This is a genomic window from Pseudoalteromonas luteoviolacea NCIMB 1944 (assembly GCF_001625565.1).
Lineage (GTDB): Bacteria > Pseudomonadota > Gammaproteobacteria > Enterobacterales > Alteromonadaceae > Pseudoalteromonas > Pseudoalteromonas luteoviolacea_F.
The window spans coordinates 183,808-201,340 of record NZ_AUXS01000075.1 but is presented as its reverse complement, the minus strand read 5'-3'; the positions used below and the strand labels follow the sequence as shown (position 1 = coordinate 201,340).

Below are 17,533 nucleotides of genomic sequence, written 5' to 3'. Positions count from 1 at the left end.
TAACACTATGAAACTGCATGATGATTTGCACAATTATTATGAGAAAGTTATGCTCGAACAAATTGTGGAGCGCAAGCTGCACGAAAAGTACGACGAAAACGTAATGGCCGACTTTTGTTGTACCGTCCTCAATCAGTTACCAGCCCGTTATATCCGTTACGATGTCGATATGGAGTTTTACCTACCGCAATCTGAACGACAGCAAATGGAAGAACGAGTTGAAGTCGCCATTGAAGTTGCCATAGAGCAAGTATCTAAAAAGAGACAATTTAAAGAATGAATAAACCCACCTCGGTTGAACAAGCGCCGCAACATGTAAAACTCGCCGTTGACTTAATTATGTTATTAGAACAAAACCAAGTTCCTCCTCAACAAGTGCTTGATGCGCTCGAAATTGTAAAACAAGACTACCTAAAAAAAGCACATACTGAACTAGAACAAAAAAACCAAATTTAACATTTAGTATACAATCCGTCATAATCACTGCCTAGTATTTAGTCTCGAAGCATTTTTCTTCATGTCACGATTAGTGACATAAGTAATCTTTTAATCTCTAAAAACAAGGAAATTTATGACCAACAAGATTGTATTTAGCGCATTAGTTATAAGCTGCGCTGTATTAAACGACAGCGCAATGGCAAACGACTTTGCGGCCTTAGATCCGGCGTTACCACCTAGCTATATCATCAATGGTACCGAGCCAGTATTTGATTTTGACACAGATGGCTGCTTGCCAAGCGCCGGTATTAGCCGAACTGGACAACAAAATTCTGGACTAAAAACATCAGGAGCACTTGGTGGAAGTTGCCGTGACGGACAATTTTTGTCGACTTCAAATACTGTACACAGGTATGCCTGCAAAGAGACTGAGATAGGTCGTTACTGCGCGCATTTCTATGCACTGTATTTTAAGAAAGACCAAATCATTCCCTATCTAGGTGGCGGGCACCGTCATGACTGGGAATATGCTGCCGTATGGACTCTTGATGGTATGGTCACTCATGGGAGTTATAGTGCACACGGTGACCTTTTCACCAAACCAAAAGATCAGCTACCTTTTGAAAACGGACACTTAAAAATCGTATATCACAAAGATGGGCTACTCACTCACGCACTGAGATTTGCGAAAAGTAATGAGATTGCAGAAAATGATTATGGTCGCTTTGTCACACCCCCTATCATCAGCTGGTACCATATGCGCGGTGATGGTCTAACTAACCAATCACTGCGTGATAAGCTCAATCAATATGACTATGGCTCTGCAACCTTGCCGGTAAAGGACAGTCGATTTTTGAACAACATTAATCGCTTTAAGCCCAGTCATTACCCGACCTTTTCAGCACAAGATGTTTTGTTAACACAATAGATTAATTGAGGGTGGTCACTCCACCCTCACTCAACAACCCTCAGGCACTGTGCAGCAAGCACTGCCCTTCTAACATTAATTTATATTGGGCGAAAAAACGGCTATCCGATTCAGATTCTGATGGACAAATAAAATATGCAATATCGTCCCTAAACGGTTGTTTTTTGATATGCAAACCATCTTCCCAATACAGCACCGCATGTTTTATCAATTCTTCAAGGTACGTATGATCCCATTGATAATGCACAAAGCCATGGTGATCGGATAGATAGGGTGAGTATTCCGGTTTATATGACACACTGGTCACACCGTTTTTATGATCCGCAAATGCTTTTGCATCTTGTTCTGCGGTATGTGGATTGACAAAATATGCGACATCTCGACGTGGCGGTACTGCTTGAGGCAAACCAAATTTATCTCTTACCGCAGAGCACTCTACGACAACCCAAGATACAAAATGCGCCCCTATTTGATGGTCCCATTTCAAGGCAACAAACATGACGATACTCCTTTTAACTGTATTAAAACATCAGGTGCTAGGCTGTTTGTCCTTAAACTTCTCCCTTTGAAAAGCTGTTATCTCGCATTAACCAGATCCACATCCCAATGCGTTCAGTCATGCATGAATAAACCTCAAAAGGCCGTCCCTAAACTTATGACGCGATTCTAATTCAGCGTCCAAAACATATACAGATAAACTTTGAAATATGGTGATATTCTTAACCTACATCAATCTCAAGTCAGTTTATAAGCTACATGCATTTTAAGTATGAATTTTTTTTATACACTACGAGCTTCCACTTCCCAAACACACATATTCAATCCGCTAGGTATGGCCTAAACTTTACCGGCTTGGTAGTAAGCCCATAACCTTTTTAAATTGCGTGTCAACGCAATACGTTTCAATCAATGAAAAATTGTTACAGCTTATTGCAAAATTGCAATCAAACGCGAGAAAAGTACCTTTTATCGTGTCATTTGTTAGCCGCTGATTTTTTGGTACTGGCAGTTTTTCCCTCAATCGTTACACTCCATCATGTACTGTTAAACTTGGATGTTGTGATGAATTTAACGCGCAGTTCCCTAAAAAACCCAGCCAGTGTGATAGTCATTCTGGCTTTAGTCATGGTGTTTGGATTGTTAAGTATATTTAAACTACCAATTCAACTTACACCAGATATAGAACAACCTCAAATCACCATTTTTTCTGGCTGGCGACAAGCTGCCCCCGAAGAAATAGAATCCGTCATTATTGAGCCGCTAGAAAACGCAGTAAAAAATACACCAGGGGCACTGGAAGTTGATACCGTAATCAATCGCGGGAACGGTTTTATTTCGCTCACTTTCGCCATTGGCACCGATATGCAGCAGGCAATGTTGGATGTCTTAACCAACCTGAATCAAGCTCCTCCTCTGCCGCTGGATGCCTTAGACCCTGTCGTTTCAGCTGGCGGTGGTTTTGGTGGAGGCGGTGGTACAGCCGCAGCTACTTTGCTGGTTACACCACTCGAAGCCGGTGAGCAAGGTTTAAGCTTTGATATGGCGCAATACCAAAAACAAATAGACGAGATCATTGAACCTAGGCTGTCGCAAATACAGGGCGTTTCCCGAGTTGATCTTGCCAGTGAACGAGACCGTGAATTACGTGTGACATTTGACCCACACAAGGCCGCAGCGCTGGGGATCAGCATCAATCAAATCAGGCAAACGCTGCGTGCCTCTCAAGACACATCTTCAGGACTCGCCAATGTTGGCCGTAGACAATACACAGTGCGTTTTACAGGGCAATATGACTTACAAGATATGCTGCAAATGCGCGTCGGATATTCCAATGATCGCCCCATTTATTTAGGCGATATTGCCACCGTAAAAGAGACTTTCTCAGATCGGCTTGGCATGAGTGGTAGGAATGGACAGCCCGCTTACTATATCCGTATTTCACGTGTTAACGACGCCAATACTGTCGCACTGTTAGATGATATTAACCTCGCCATCAAGGAACTCAACGCGGGCCCTTTAAGCGAAGCAGGTTTAAGCATTGAGCTCAGCTTTGATGCTTCTGTACACATTCGAAACGCCCTACTGTTGGTGAAAAGCAACTTAGGTTTGGGCGTACTATTGTCTTGTATCATTTTATGGCTATTCTTTCGCGGTTTTAAAACTACCATGGTTATTGCCGCCACGATACCAGTATCATTAATGGTCGCATTTTTGGCGCTCAATATATTTGATCGCAGCATCAATGTTATCTCTTTGGCAGGACTCGCTTTCGCTGTAGGGTTAGTCCTCGATGCGGCAATCATAGTACAAGAAAATATAGCTCGGCTAAAATCGGAGGGCTTCGAAAATGGCAAGGCAGCCCTAAAGGGCGCAACTCAGGTAGCTGGCGCCCTCTTTGCCTCTACAGCAACCAGCGTAGCTATCTTTTTACCTATTTTATTTATGGCCGGAATTGAAGGCCAACTGTTTTCCGATTTAGCCCTAACCCTTTCCATTGCCGTTATTGCATCCCTTGTCAGCGCGTTAACCATCATTCCAATCGCCAATCGTTACATGCCTGATAGAAAAGCAAAACAAGATCCCTATCAAGCATACTGGCATAAGCTCACTAATTTTATTATGAAGTTAACCAACTCGCGCGCCAAACAAACAGGCTGGATAGTGGGTCTATTGGGAAGTTCCTTACTGGTCACATTTACCATGTTGCCAAAAACCGATTTTATGCCCCAAGCGCCTACAGATGGCTTCTTCTTTTCGCTCGTTACACCACCTGGCGGAAACATAAACTATATGGAAGAAGAGTTGCTAAAACGCGTTAAAGCGCGCTTAATGCCGCATTACACAGGGGAAAAACAACCGGGTATAAAAGATTTCAATTTTTACTTATTTGGCACAAACGCAGGTGGCTTTATCTATTCCGCAGATCCTCAACGGGTTGAAGAGTTGATGAAAGTAACTCGCGAGGAAATACTTGTGGACCTGCCCGATACACAGGTGTTCCTATTCCGAGGTTCTATGATCCAAGTATCCAATGGGGGCGATGGCCGCAATATAGACATCGAAATAACCGGCCCAAATATGGATGACCTTATCAGTGGTGCTAAAACAGCTTTATCTGCAGTCAAGGAGGCCATTCCACAGGCAACCGCACAGCCACAACCACGCTTAGATATGGCTGAGCCTGAATTGAGATTGCACCCTAATGACCGTCGTATCACACAATCTGGACTCTCTCGCCAGGACGTATCTCAGGCAATACAAGCATTCACTGGCGGGCTATTCGTCAACGAATACTTTAACGGCAATGACCGCATGAACGTCATTCTGCGCGCCTCGAGCTGGGATTCGCCAGAAGCCTTAAAATCACTCCCTATAGTCACTCCAGACGCCGGCATACAAACGGTCGGAGAGTTGGCTCATGTCGAGCGTACTGTTGGTCCTAGCCAGCTGCGCCGTGTCAATGGTCGTAGAACGGTTAGCGTGGTCGTAACGCCACCAGCAGATATGTCTTTGGAGCAAGCGCAGCAAATTTTAAGCACACAGGTGATCCCTAAAGTCAAAGCTGTACTGCCAGAAACCGCAGGGGTGATTCTTTCAGGCAATGCGCAAAAAATGAACTCAGCCATTCAAGAGATGGCCATTAACTTTGTGCTGGCTCTATTTATTTTATTTTTATTGATGAGTGCGCTGTTTAAATCGGCCAAAGATAGCTTATTGGTACTCATGGTTATGCCATTGGCAGCGGCCGGTGGTGTGATAGCACTCTATATTCTCAACTTATTCACTTTTCAATCGCTCGACTTGCTGACCATGATTGGCTTTATCATCTTGCTTGGTTTGGTCGTGAATAATGCCATTTTGCTGGTCGATCAGACTCGCATCGCGGAAGCGACAGGTTTGCCTAGACAAGATGCTGTGCGTCAAGCTGTCCTGCTGCGAGCAAGGCCGGTCTACCTGAGTACGTTAACCAGTCTGTTCGGTATGTTGCCTCTGACATTAGTACCTGGTGTAGGTGCGGAAATTTATCGCGGTCTAGCCACAGTGATCGTCGGCGGAATGGCGATAAGCGCCCTGTTCACGCTGATCCTCATGCCAAGCTTATTACAGTTGGGCAAAGGAAAATACTCGCGCCCAGAGCAAAATAGCGAACGCAAACCCTCACTCAACCTCGTGTCAAACCAATAAGGAAGTAACAATGCGTAAAACACCTTTCACAGTTAAATTTTTCTCATTGGCCTTGGCATGCAGCACGCTCATGTATAGTTCAATCAGTGCCGCCGCACTGCCAATTGCCGTAGAGTCCGTTACGCAAGCGCCATTAACGAGCTCTTTGGCCGTCAACGGCACCCTGTATGGCAAGCAAGATGTCGTACTGACAGCCGGATTGGCCGGCAGACTGCTGTTTGTTGCAGAGCCGGGTCAACAGGTGCAAGAGGGAGAGATACTGGTCCGTATGGATACACTCCCCCTCGAGCTGGAGCAAGCACGTCAGCAAGAAATGTTAAACCGCGCCAAAGTAAACCTCAGGTTTCACAAACAAGAACTCAGCCGGTTGAAAAAACTGGCTAAAACCAACAGTGCAGCGGCAACACAAGTTGATAGTGTTCAAAACCAACATGATTTAGCTTTGTCTGATATCGCGCTGGCGGAAATTGAATTACGCGTAATAGCAGATCAACTCACCAGAGCGACCATTCGTGCACCTTTTACCGGTGTCGTCAGTGAGCGATTCAAGCGTGCAGGCAGAGAAGTGAGCCGCGCTAGTGAATTACTCAACTTTGTTGATATCCACAACCTAGAGACTAGGTTGTATGTGCCAGTCAAATATTTACACTACTTAAAACCGGGTATCTCTTTGCCCATACAAAGTGGAGATTTGGACAATCCGACTATAAGCACAGCAACCATTACTAGTGTTATTCCTGCCACGGATCCTCGCTCTCAAACGGTGGAGGTGCGGGCCAAACTCGTAGCAGATCAACATACCTTTGCGGTAGGACAGTTGGTAGACGTCACGGTGCCACTACAGTCGAAAAAACCAGTCATGTTGATTAACAGAGACGCTTTAATTATTCGCCAAACAGGGATCCATATCGTCAAAGTTTCGCAAGATAATACCGTTCAGCAAATACCTGTCACCGTCGGAAAAGGCGAAGGTAAGTTGGTCGAGATCACACCTTCAGATGATGAGCGCCAATTGCTTGTTGGTGATCGGATTGCGGTACGAGGCGCTGAGCGCCTAACCGATGGACAAGAGGTTGAGGTACAAGCCAGCAACTAAGCAACCAAATACTAGCCCAATGAGTCAGCTTATGGATGAGTATGACTCATTTTTATATTATTATTTATCAATGATTTAATATATTTTAATAAACAAAAACCCAATATTTAAGCAAGTTTAATTAGCGCTTTTTAGCAACCTAAAACAAGCTACTCCACGTCCTAAACAATGGAGTAATTACACATGCTGATAAATAAAATTCTAATAAAAACTCAAGTGTGCTTATTGGTAGCAGGCACAATTGGTATCTGTGCAACTGCCAATGCCAAGTCCCCACAAATCATGTTTGATGACTTTAGTTACAGCCAGTTCTCTGAAGCAGAAAAAAATGGTTGGCAAATTAGAGACGAAGTCGGTCATCCAGGTATTAAAAATGCGACTTGGTGGCGAGAGGGCGTCACCTTTCACCCCGATCCCATCAACCACAACAATACAGTGATGCGCATCACTTCAAAAACTGATGGCTCGGCTCAAAATACTCGCCACACTCAAGTGTGTCACAGCCGCAAATTCAAAGAAGGCACCTACGCTGCACGTGTTTATTTTAACGATGCACCACAATATGGCCCGGACGGTGACGCAGTAATACAAACATTTTATGCCATCAGCCCGCTCAAAGCGCCAATGGACAAAAACTACAGTGAAATGGATTTCGAGTATTTACCTAATGGTGGTTGGGGTACGGAGCGGCTCGCGCTATTTGCCACTTCTTGGGAAACTTTTCAGCTGACGCCGTGGACCAAAGTCAACGCATATGATTATCACATTGAGTCCCTGCAAGGTTGGAATACCTTAGTACTCCAAGTTGCTGACAATACTCTGAAGTACTATGTAAACGGCTATCTATTTGCCCAACACGGTGCTGATGTCTACCCAGAAGTCCCTATGTCAATCAACTTCAATCAATGGTTTGACCCAAATAAGCTTGTTCAGTCTACTGAAATGCGCCAATATTATCAGGATGTAGACTGGGTCTATTTCGTCAAAAATGAAGTCGTGGAACCGAGCACTGTTGTCAAAGCCGTTGAGCAGTTAAGAAAGAGCAATGTAGCTCAACGAGATACTGTTCCTGACTGGGTTCCAAAGCAAGCCGACTACTGCAGTCTCTAATTCACTGTATGAATAGGCACTTGTGCAAACCATGCCTGCACCCGCGCGATAAGGTGAGGGCTATCTGCAAGATGTGCAATATCAAGGGCCTGTTGTGCCAAAGTGTTAGCCCGTGTTTTATCCCCTAAATCACGATGCATATCCGCTTGAGCAAGCAACACCCAAATTTGATTTGGGTGAGCGTTGCTTTCATCAGCGACGCGCTTTGCTTTGGCGAAATAGTGCTTGGCTTCACTGATCTCCTGTTGTGCAATGGCGATTTTTGCCAACTCGATTAAGGCAGCAGTTTGTCCATATTGGCCATGAAAACTCTGATGATACTCAAGCGCAGCCAATAACCAGCGAGTCGCCTCGCTATAATGGCCTTGTAATCGTTTGATTTTACCCAATTCTTCATAAGAATAGGCAATAAAAAGCTTGTCTTGGCTCGATTGTGCTAACCCTTTAGCATTGGCGATATATCGCTCTGCCATGTCTAACTCTTGCTGCCTATCTGCACCGCTGGGCCAATGGATCAGCAGATACCCTATCATCAAGTTTGCCCGCAAGTGTTCTTTTTGGCCCATCGACAGGTCGTCCAATTTTAAACTCCCTTGCAATAACACAATTGCCTGCTCTAATTGATACGTATTGGCTAAGCTGCCGGCCAGATATCGTCTTGCCGCAAGCATGTTTGGCTCTTCAACGAGCGCCCCACGAAACAGCGTGATAGCCGCATCAAAATCTCGTTGCAAGTAAGCATTTACTCCCTTGGCAAATGCTTGATTGCTAAAAGCACTGTAGTAGCTCTGATCACTCATTCTCTCGCGTTGACCAAACCTCTGTGCCAGTGCAGAAATAAGCTGATTGAAAGCATCGTCGACACTTTGCGAGAGAATAACCCCTTGCTCGGGCCCTTGCTGTGCATGCAGTGTATAGTGTAATTGCAGATCTTGAGGGTAACCTGTCAGGCGCGTCTGCACTATCAATTGAGCGTCTAATTTTTGTTGAAGCTTAAACACAAATTGTGCGATTGACTGGTTTTCTTTTATATCTCGCTGCTGGAGGTGCTCTATTGCGAGTAGTACATTGTCGGTATTGCTGACAGGTAAATCGGTTTGTTTTGCAAGTGCATGCGTTAATTGATCCATCCCTTTAATAGGCACCCACTCATGCAGCTTATCTGGCATATGATTTTCGACAGGCAAAAAGGCAATGGTTGGCAATTGAGCTGTATTCTGTTTAACGAATACAATGTAGCTCAGTCCCAATAGCAGGATAAAAGCCAAAAAGCCTAATGCGAGAAATCTAGCCGCCAAGTAGCGTTGTGGTTGACCGGTCTTTTGCACCAACTCTATGTCCGCTACCCAGCGGTAACCTTTTTTAGGGAAGGTTTTTATCGTATTGGCCCCGAGTAAATCCCGGATTTCCTTGATAGATTGTACAAGTACCTGCTCTTGAACAACTAGGTCACGCCATATTTGCTCCAACAGTTCTTGCTTGGTCACAACACGGTCTGAGTTTTCAACTAACAAGGTTAAAACTTGCAATGTCTTGGCACGTATATCAACGGGATTTTGCTGCGTGTCCAATGTACAAACAACAACACCGCGGATAAGATCGACTTCCTTGTTATCAACTTTAAAACGCATCACTCACACCATTAAATTGGTTTCACAGCTGTGAATTATAACCATATGTTTTACATATAGTTTGCCTCAATGCCTTATTGCACTCAAGCATCATAAGATAATCTTCAGAGGCAATTTAATTGATGTGCTTCAAGTTAGTTGTAAAAACCGTTTGCCGCTCAGTTCAAACCCACAAATTTAACCTTTGTGCTACATTTAATTGAATTCGTTCAAATGCATCTTGAACAACCGTGCCAAGGTGCCTTTGCGAACTTGTACAAATACCAGCAAGGTTTGATGTATATCGCAGATTTAATCATCTGCTTTTGCAGCACAGTCGCAGTAGTCGTTTTATAGGAGTAGTCGTCTGCCAAAGTAGACTTAACCATTGAGGCTAAGGAAAAACTATGACACATTTCACGTTTGGCAAAGAGATAACGGATAAACCCCTCCCGTCTAAAGTAAAAGTCGCCATTGTCGGCGCAGGTATGTCAGGACTTTATAGTGCATGGCGTTTACAGCAAGAAGCGCAATGTCAAGACCTCGCTATCTTTGAGCGGTCAAACAGAACTGGCGGCCGTTTAGATTCAGATCTAATTAAATTTAACAACCTCCGTTCAAGCGAACCTAAAACCATCACAGTAAAAGAAGAACAAGGCGGCATGCGCTTTTTGTTTGATGGTATGGACGACTTAATGGCACTCTTTTTAAAGCTTAACTTGCAAAACGACATTGTGCCCTTTCCAATGAATAGCGGCGGAAATAATCGTTTGTTTTTCCGTGGAGAAAGCTTTAGCGTATCGGATGCACAGCAGGATAATTATGCTATTTGGTCACATTTATACAATTTGGACCAGTCTGAGCAAGGTGTTAACCCAAAAGACATTGTGAATGTCGTATTTAACCGCATCTTAGAAGCAAACCCTCAGTTTCAGCAACGCCCAGAAGTGCGAGGCCCTGAATTTTGGCAAGCATTTAGACTCGAGTGCCAGTGGCAAGGGCAAAGCCTCAATGAATGGACATTGTGGGATCTGTATACAGATATGGGATACTCACAAGAGTGCATCAACATGCTGTATCGGGTACTTGGCTTTAACGGTACTTTTTTGTCACAAATGAACGCAGGTGTTGCCTATCAATTATTGGAAGACTTTCCAGCCAACGTGCAATTCAAAACCTTTAAAGATGGGTTCAGCACGCTGCCCAATACACTGGTTGAAGAGGTCGGCACCGACAATATCCACTTGCAAACCAATATCGATGAGATAGATTACGCCGAAGAGTCAGGGCTTTATAGCTTACATTACACTCATAAAGACGAACATGGTCGAATTCATCAAGGTACTGTGCAAGCTGAAAAAGTTATTCTAGGCTTGCCCAGGCTTGCGCTAGAAAAGCTCTTTGTTCGCTCAAATGCGTTCAATCAACTGGATAAAGCACATTCAGAGCAACTTTGGAATACTTTACAAACGGCCAGCAATCAGCCTCTTTTGAAGATTAACCTCTATTATGACTCGGCTTGGTGGGGCCGCGGCACCACTGGCAGACCTGCGGTTGAATTTGGTCCAAACTTTGCGGACTTGCCAACCGGATCAGTATACCCATTTTATGCTGTCAATGATGAATTGGCCGCAGCACTTATGTATCAAGAACGTACAACAACCCCATCCAAAGACATAGAGGCAAAACTAGATCGCATTGGCAATGATAAGTACGAGCGTCCAGCTGCATTAACAATATACTGCGATTATTTGAACATTAACTTCTGGAGTAACTTACAGAACATTGGTGAGACCTATCATCACCCAGATCAAGCGCATTACATTCAAGAAGTGCCCGATGATATTTATCCTGCTTCAACCGCTGTTGTTGCACAAGCAACCAAATTTTTTAAAGAAATTTTCAACACGCATTATGTTCCTGCACCCATTTTAACAAGTGCGCGAATTTGGGAAGGCAGTACTAAGTTTGATATCCCAGCCAGCCGCCAATTTGGCTATGGGGTGCACCAATGGGCCGTGGGCGCCAATGATAAAGAAGTTATGGCAACGCTCAGTGAGCCCCTACCTAACCTTTATACCTGTGGTGAAGCATTCTCTGATTACCAAGGCTGGGTTGAAGGCGCATTGCGCTCTACAGATTTAGCACTAGAAAAAGGATTTGGCTTAAAACCTTTCAGCCAAGTGTATTTTGAGGCGACGAATATTCCCGCATCTGATGCCATCAAGGCTATCTATGAAGAAAACTCCAGTAAACTTATCAACCAGTACATTGAATCTAACTTCTCTGCCAGTGAAGCACCCATAGATCGCAACCAAAACATTGAAAGTGTCATTGGGGTCGATCTCAGCTACTTCGATACCAAGTAAGCGCGCACACCAAAGTGGCGGTTGGGCGACACGCTAAACCGCTTTTTTTGTGAACACAATAGAGAAATATTTATGAGTACAAATTTTAAAGAATACACAGTTGCCGATTACTTTAAAGATAGGCTTGAGGAGATCGGCGTCGATCATATGTTTGGTGTCGCCGGAAATTACACAGCGGGTTTACTCGATACGATCTTGGCCGACAGCCAATCACCTATCACAATTAAAGGCAATGCGAATGAAATCTGTGCTGGTTTTGCAGCAGATGCTTATGCACGATTAAAAGGGCCAAGTGCACTATACGTGACGTACAGTGTCGGGGCATTTAGCTTACTCAATACCATAGCTGGTTCCTATGTCGAACAGGTGCCTGTTATATTAATCAATGGCGCTCCCACCAATAAAGAAGATCAGATATCAAAATGTGCTGGTTTGCTGTACTCCCATACTACTGGCTACGAATTTGTCGATATTCATATGTTCCGCCCTGTCACCGTAGCAGCAGAGCGAGTTAATAACGCGCTTCAGGCCCCATTTCAAATCGATTCAGCTTTGACCGCTTTGCTCAGTGAACAACGTCCTATTTACTTTGAAGTGACTGAAGATATTTGGCGTAGCCCATGTCAAAGGCCGCAAGGACGGATCAGGGAGCGGCAAAATGACACTCTCACTGTCAGCTGTGCCAAACAAGCAGCTGAGGCAACCTTGCAACTTATGCTTTCAAAACCAAAAAGCATATTTTGGGCAGGGATCGAATTGCAACGCTTTGGCCTCCAAGATGAATTCTTAAACTTGCTAGAGGTCATTAACCGCCACCATACAATGCCTGATGGTCAGATCCACTTCGTAACCTCTGCACTGAGTAAATCAGTTATCGCAGAAACACACCCGTGGTTTGAAGGGTGTGTCACACTTACACCATCAGAAGTACAAGATCTAGTTGGTGAAGATGGTGTCCTCGTTGGATTGGGCGCATGGACGACAGGCAAAGATACCGGGAACCAAGATATCCGTAGTAGCAATACCGTATTATCCGCGCATAAAGGTGTTTATGTGGGCGCCGATTTTTATCCCTCCGTCATGCTCAAAGATTACTTGCTGTATCTAACCGAAGCATTTGAAGCGTTGGCAAAGCATGCCCCTGCACAGCTAACTGGGTTGCGTAAAGTAAACCCTGTTTGCAGCTTTCCAAATACCGATAATCAACTCGGCTATGACAGCTTCTTCGCGGCCATTAGCAGTTGGCTGGCTGAAGATGACGTGCTAATTGTCGACGCAGGATTCCCATTAATTGGTGCTCAACGTGTTAAAATCCCTGCTCGCGGCGGCTTTGTGGCACAAGCAGCTTGGCTCTCAATCGGTTACTCCGTGCCTGCGGGCACTGGGGTAAAATGCGCATACCCAGATAAGCGCTCAGTTGTTGTTGTCGGTGACGGCGCATTTCACGAAACTTGCCAAGCAGTAGCCGATCAACATGCTTATGGGCAAAATACCGTGGTTTTTGTATTGGCAAATGGCATTTACGGCATTGAACAATATTTGGTAAACCCCAATCCATTTCGCAAACCACCAGTGGATTATCAAGACAAACTTCTCAACCAAGTGTATAGCTATAACGATCTCCCTTCTTGGCAAATTGCTAAATTGCCCGACGCATTTGGCGGAAAAGGTATTAAAGTAACGAGTGTCGAGCAACTTTTAGGGGCGTTGGAAGAGATCCGCCAAAACGACAGTATCAACTATGTTGTTGAAGTATGTATTCCAAAAGAAGATACGCCCTCAACCATTACCGCTGAAGCGCCAACAGCTGTAGGTGAAGATGAGATCAGTAACCCGCAATGGCCACCAGCCAACAAGTTCTAATCCCCAAACCAGCCTGCGGGCTGGTTCTGTCTTTTTCACTCAATATTAAAAAATGATCTTGCTGTGATAAATTTGTGATAATTGAGAGAGGCTTTCGCAATAATTGCCCTGCATGCTTATTGATGTCAATTACAATCAACAAGAGCCAATTATGAAAACACGTATTCTATCACTCATCGCAGGCACACTTCTTAGCTCAGGCGCAGCACATGCAGCTTCTCTTGAAGTTAAGGTCACAAACCTAACTCAAGGGATATACTTCACCCCGATACTCATTAGTGCACATACCGGCGATGCGATGCTATTTAAAACTGGGGAAAAGGCTTCCGATGCGCTTCAGGCGATGGCCGAAGGTGGTAGCTTAGATGGCCTCAACACCATTTTAACGGGCATCAATGCAAACACAGTCAGCAACCCGGCAGAAGGCCTATTAGCCCCTGTGACCAGCACAATGGCAGACCTCGAAACCAGCGACGGAAATGACAAACTGTCTATCGTCGCTATGATGCTACCCACTAATGACGGCTTTATTGGTCTTAATAGTTGGCAGATCCCCTCTGAAGCTGGCACCTATCATGTGTACCTAAATGCTTATGATGCTGGCACTGAAGCAAACAATGAACTTGTGGTAGATGGCTCAGGCGCACCAGGTGTACTCGGTATTCCTGCATCGCCAGGTGCAGCGCCTGGTACTCAAGGCACTGGCGTAACCGAAGACGAAGCGAATGAGATGATCCACATTCACCGTGGTAACTTAGGCGACGATGATGCTTCAGGCGGTAAAAGCGATTTACACAACACAGTTCATCGCTGGTTAAACCCGGTTGCTAAAGTAACTATCACAGTTAAATAAGGTGACCACTATGAAACTGTCTAAATTAATTATACCAATTGCTTGCCTTACTTTAGTGGCGTGTAGCGATAATGACGATGATCCGGCCCCAATTGTAGAGACACCTGCACCTGCACCAGCACCGACTCCGGATCCAACACCAGACCCAACGCCTGATCCAACTCCTGATCCGACTCCTGATCCGACACCAGACCCAGAGCCTAGCGAGGCGATGTTAAAAGTGACGGTCACAAATATGACCTATGCGCAGCCTTTATCACCTGTTGGGGTGGTGTTACATAAAGAAGGACAACTTTGGGAAATTGGTCAACCTGCGAGTGAAGCACTTGAGAAGATGGCTGAAAGTGGTGACAACAGCGACCTTTTAGCCTTAGGCATAGTGCAAGGTAAAGTCTCAGGAGAAGGGGTTTTACTGCCGGGAGCAAAAGCAGAGCTCATGTTAAGCCAATCATCACTTGATGAACAAAAATTGTCATTATTTACCATGATGGTGAATACAAATGACGGTTTTACCGGTCTTAATGCCCTAGATGTGTCTTCTATGGCTGTGGGTGAAGAACTTTCGTTAGTCACCTATGCTTATGACGCTGGCACTGAAGCCAATTCAGAGGTCAGTGGCACAATACCTGGACCTGCCGATGGCGGAGAGGGGTTTAATGCCGAACGAGAAGCACTGAACAAGGTTGCTATGCATCCCGGTGTTGTCGGCCAAGACGATGGCCTAACAAACTCTGTGTTAACAAGTGCCCACAAGTTTGACAACCCTCTGATGTCAGTAACCATAATGAGAATGAAGTAGCCTCCTACTCGCCCCGGTATTCGAGTAGCCGGGGCGAGTTTGCTTGTGATTTTACACAAGCAGGAGGTTAGTCTATGCATCAGCGTGTGCTTATTGTCGAAGACGATTTAGACATTGCTCGTTTACTTCAAGTTCATTTGAACGAACTTGACCTTGAAGTTGATCACCTTGCAACCGGAGAAGGTGTTATGTCTCAGCTATCTAATCAAAGTTACGCGATTGTGTTATTAGATATCATGCTGCCACAAGTCGATGGGTTAACTTTATGCCGCGAAATTAAAACCCTACACCCAAAAATCAGCGTTATTATGCTGACTTCTAAAAGTAGTGAAATGGATCGCATCATCGGTTTAGAAATGGGCGCGGATGACTACATCTGTAAACCCTGTAGTTATCGAGAATTTCAAGCGCGGATTAAAGCACAACTTAGACATATCAAATTATTGGAAGCACAACAGAGCAATGACATGCCTTCTAGTAAATCGATGCCTATTACGCTCGGAGATTTGCAAGTGGACCCACACTGTCACGAGGTTTCATTACATCAGAAGCAATTAGACCTAACGGCGACCGAATTTGAGCTAATGCTATTTTTTGCCAAACACCCAAATCAAGTTTTCTCTCGCGCACAGTTACTTGAATCAGTCTGGGGCTATGATCATTTAGGTTACGAACATACTGTAAATTCACACATAAACCGTATTCGAACCAAACTTGAAAAGCTCACTGACCAAGCGATCATCGAAACCGTTTGGGGAGTTGGATATAAGCTTAACTCCAAGCCTTTGCAACAGGAACGGTTATGACCTTTTCACTTTATCACAGGCTCGCTTTGACCATCACTGGCGTATTTATGCTCACCGCATCTGCGTTTGTGTTTTGGACACAAAACCTGTCTTCCATTTCGCGCTCTCAAGCAGAGCAGCAGTTGCATTTAGGATTGGCTGAGCACCTAGCGCAAGACAACCCACTGCTCAAACAGGGGGTATACGATTACAAAGCACTGGAAAACTTATTCCATACCCTCATGGTATTAGGGCCCGCATTTGAATTTTACTTTGTAGATCCGAGTGGCAAACTCCTCACCTACTCTGCAAAACCCGGTGAAGTAAAAAGGCAATCAATTGATTTAAGGCCGCTTATTCAACTGATCAATGAACCAGATAAACTCCCCGTCTATGGAGAAGATCCTCGCTCAGTTGAACAAAACAAAATATTCTCCGTTTCACCTGTATATAACGGAGATACATTGCAAGGCTACCTGTATGTGATAATCGGCTCTTCCATTGCAGACTCCATCAGTGCGCAAATTAAAAGCTCGGAACAACTGGCCCAAAGTACTGCTTGGTTAATTGCCATGGCGGTATTTTTATTTGCGATTTTGCTCTTGCTATTTAGGACGATGACCCGACCTTTAAAACGACTTAGCCAATTTATTCAAACTGTAGAACAAAATGACTTCGACATTCAGTCCGTCGATAAAATCACTTGGCCGTCTAAACACAATGAGATCCACCTAGTCGGCCAAAGCGTCAACAGTATGCTAGAGACGATTAACCAGCAAATGTCCCAGTTAACCGCCATTGACGAGCAACGCCGAAAATTACTCGCTCACCTATCGCATGACTTGCGTACTCCGCTTGCGTCATTGCAAGGCTATTTAGAGCTTATTGAAAAGCAGCCGCCCAAAGGAATTAACGAACAGGAGTATCTCGCTATCGCACTGAAAAACTGCAACCAACTAAAAAGTCTAATCGACCAAATATTTGAGCTCGCCCATTTAGAATCAGGGCAATCCAATGTCAGCTTTGAAGTATTTAATTTGGGGGAGTTAATCTACGACATACTGGCTAAGTTCGCATTAAAAGCCCAAAAAGCGGATATTTCATTGAACGTTTACCCCGCCAATTGTGACTATACTGTGTACTCAGATATCGCAAAACTCGAGCGCATACTCAGCAACCTGATAGAAAACGCGTTGCGTCATACGCCTGCCAAAGGCAATATTTGCATCTCTATTTGCGCCACGGATAAATCATATAGCATTGCGGTGCAAGATACAGGCGTAGGGATCAGCCCCAAAGAATTGCCCTATATTTTTGAGGCAAGGTATCAAGCAAGCAATACCAGAGGGTGCAAGAAATCTCATGCAGGGTTAGGGCTAGCCATCACCGCAAGGCTGATAGAGCTGATCAAATCCGAAATCAAAGTCAACAGCCGACTAGGTCAAGGCAGTGAGTTTGTATTTCAAATAAGAAGTGCCGACACTTCACAATAAAATC

General features: G+C 44.6%; 14 protein-coding genes. 12 read left to right on the top strand and 2 right to left on the bottom strand.

Annotation, left to right across the window (positions count from 1 at the left end; all coding sequences use genetic code 11):
- Positions 1-7: 7 nt before the first annotated feature.
- From N483_RS23525 to N483_RS23515, 3 genes are all read left to right on the top strand, one after another.
- On the top strand, positions 8-280 hold the full coding sequence (locus N483_RS23525; RefSeq protein ID WP_023397007.1) for a late competence development ComFB family protein: 273 nt from the start codon (positions 8-10) through the stop codon (positions 278-280).
- Positions 277-456, top strand: coding sequence for a pleiotropic regulatory protein RsmS (gene rsmS / locus N483_RS23520; protein ID WP_023397008.1), 180 nt, complete (start codon positions 277-279; stop codon positions 454-456). The genes N483_RS23525 and rsmS overlap by 4 nt, the downstream gene beginning before the upstream one ends.
- Positions 457-571: 115 nt before the next feature.
- Entirely contained in the window at positions 572-1,366 is a 795-nt protein-coding gene (locus N483_RS23515; protein ID WP_023397009.1) for an NPP1 family protein, read from the top strand.
- Between the two features lie 40 nt (positions 1,367-1,406).
- Here the strand turns inward: N483_RS23515 and N483_RS23510 are convergent, their stop codons facing one another.
- Positions 1,407-1,865 carry a hypothetical protein gene (locus N483_RS23510; protein ID WP_023397010.1) on the bottom strand — a complete coding sequence of 153 codons (459 nt, stop codon included), beginning with the start codon at positions 1,863-1,865 and terminating at the stop codon, positions 1,407-1,409.
- 563 nt (positions 1,866-2,428) lie between these two features.
- Here N483_RS23510 and N483_RS23505 point away from each other — a divergent pair.
- The 3 genes from N483_RS23505 (at position 2,429) to N483_RS23495 (ending at position 7,757) form a co-directional block, all read left to right on the top strand.
- Positions 2,429-5,551, top strand: coding sequence for an efflux RND transporter permease subunit (locus N483_RS23505; protein WP_036974800.1), 3,123 nt, complete (start codon positions 2,429-2,431; stop codon positions 5,549-5,551).
- A gap of 10 nt (positions 5,552-5,561) precedes the next feature.
- A complete protein-coding gene (locus N483_RS23500; RefSeq protein ID WP_023397012.1) occupies positions 5,562-6,647 on the top strand; it encodes an efflux RND transporter periplasmic adaptor subunit in 1,086 nt (361 codons plus the stop codon).
- Positions 6,648-6,830: 183 nt separating this feature from the next.
- The gene (locus tag N483_RS23495; protein WP_023397013.1) at positions 6,831-7,757 is read left to right on the top strand and encodes a glycoside hydrolase family 16 protein; all 927 of its coding nucleotides are present in this window, start codon (positions 6,831-6,833) and stop codon (positions 7,755-7,757) included.
- Here the strand turns inward: N483_RS23495 and N483_RS23490 are convergent.
- Positions 7,754-9,388 carry a winged helix-turn-helix domain-containing protein gene (locus N483_RS23490; protein ID WP_023397014.1) on the bottom strand — a complete coding sequence of 545 codons (1,635 nt, stop codon included), beginning with the start codon at positions 9,386-9,388 and terminating at the stop codon, positions 7,754-7,756. The genes N483_RS23495 and N483_RS23490 overlap by 4 nt on opposite strands.
- Before the next feature lie 386 nt (positions 9,389-9,774).
- Between N483_RS23490 and N483_RS23485 the strand changes: the two genes are divergently transcribed.
- The 6 genes from N483_RS23485 (at position 9,775) to N483_RS23460 (ending at position 17,529) form a co-directional block, all read left to right on the top strand.
- Positions 9,775-11,736, top strand: coding sequence for an FAD-dependent L-amino acid oxidase (locus N483_RS23485; RefSeq protein ID WP_023397015.1), 1,962 nt, complete (start codon positions 9,775-9,777; stop codon positions 11,734-11,736).
- 72 nt (positions 11,737-11,808) lie between these two features.
- The gene (locus N483_RS23480) at positions 11,809-13,599 is read left to right on the top strand and encodes an alpha-keto acid decarboxylase family protein (protein ID WP_023397016.1); all 1,791 of its coding nucleotides are present in this window, start codon (positions 11,809-11,811) and stop codon (positions 13,597-13,599) included.
- 151 nt (positions 13,600-13,750) lie between these two features.
- Positions 13,751-14,452 carry a spondin domain-containing protein gene (locus N483_RS23475; protein ID WP_036974802.1) on the top strand — a complete coding sequence of 234 codons (702 nt, stop codon included), beginning with the start codon at positions 13,751-13,753 and terminating at the stop codon, positions 14,450-14,452.
- 10 nt (positions 14,453-14,462) lie between these two features.
- Positions 14,463-15,251, top strand: coding sequence for a spondin domain-containing protein (locus N483_RS23470; RefSeq protein ID WP_023397018.1), 789 nt, complete (start codon positions 14,463-14,465; stop codon positions 15,249-15,251).
- Between the two features lie 74 nt (positions 15,252-15,325).
- A complete protein-coding gene (locus tag N483_RS23465) occupies positions 15,326-16,057 on the top strand; it encodes a response regulator transcription factor (protein ID WP_023397019.1) in 732 nt (243 codons plus the stop codon).
- Entirely contained in the window at positions 16,054-17,529 is a 1,476-nt protein-coding gene (locus N483_RS23460; protein ID WP_023397020.1) for a sensor histidine kinase, read from the top strand. The genes N483_RS23465 and N483_RS23460 overlap by 4 nt, the downstream gene beginning before the upstream one ends.
- The last annotated feature ends 4 nt before the right edge of the window (positions 17,530-17,533 follow it).

Excerpts from the sequence above, each read along its gene's own strand:
- N483_RS23510 (WP_023397010.1), bottom strand. The coding sequence starts at position 1,865 with ATGTTTGTTGCCTTGAAATGGGACCATCAAATAGGGGCGCATTTTGTA.
- N483_RS23515 (WP_023397009.1), top strand. The coding sequence starts at position 572 with ATGACCAACAAGATTGTATTTAGCGCATTAGTTATAAGCTGCGCTGTA.
- N483_RS23470 (WP_023397018.1), top strand. The coding sequence starts at position 14,463 with ATGAAACTGTCTAAATTAATTATACCAATTGCTTGCCTTACTTTAGTG.
- N483_RS23480 (WP_023397016.1), top strand. The coding sequence starts at position 11,809 with ATGAGTACAAATTTTAAAGAATACACAGTTGCCGATTACTTTAAAGAT.
- N483_RS23500 (WP_023397012.1), top strand. The coding sequence starts at position 5,562 with ATGCGTAAAACACCTTTCACAGTTAAATTTTTCTCATTGGCCTTGGCA.
- N483_RS23505 (WP_036974800.1), top strand. The coding sequence starts at position 2,429 with ATGAATTTAACGCGCAGTTCCCTAAAAAACCCAGCCAGTGTGATAGTC.
- N483_RS23475 (WP_036974802.1), top strand. The coding sequence starts at position 13,751 with ATGAAAACACGTATTCTATCACTCATCGCAGGCACACTTCTTAGCTCA.
- N483_RS23490 (WP_023397014.1), bottom strand. The coding sequence starts at position 9,388 with ATGCGTTTTAAAGTTGATAACAAGGAAGTCGATCTTATCCGCGGTGTT.
- N483_RS23525 (WP_023397007.1), top strand. The coding sequence starts at position 8 with ATGAAACTGCATGATGATTTGCACAATTATTATGAGAAAGTTATGCTC.
- N483_RS23465 (WP_023397019.1), top strand. The coding sequence starts at position 15,326 with ATGCATCAGCGTGTGCTTATTGTCGAAGACGATTTAGACATTGCTCGT.
- N483_RS23460 (WP_023397020.1), top strand. The coding sequence starts at position 16,054 with ATGACCTTTTCACTTTATCACAGGCTCGCTTTGACCATCACTGGCGTA.
- rsmS (WP_023397008.1), top strand. The coding sequence starts at position 277 with ATGAATAAACCCACCTCGGTTGAACAAGCGCCGCAACATGTAAAACTC.
- N483_RS23485 (WP_023397015.1), top strand. The coding sequence starts at position 9,775 with ATGACACATTTCACGTTTGGCAAAGAGATAACGGATAAACCCCTCCCG.
- N483_RS23495 (WP_023397013.1), top strand. The coding sequence starts at position 6,831 with ATGCTGATAAATAAAATTCTAATAAAAACTCAAGTGTGCTTATTGGTA.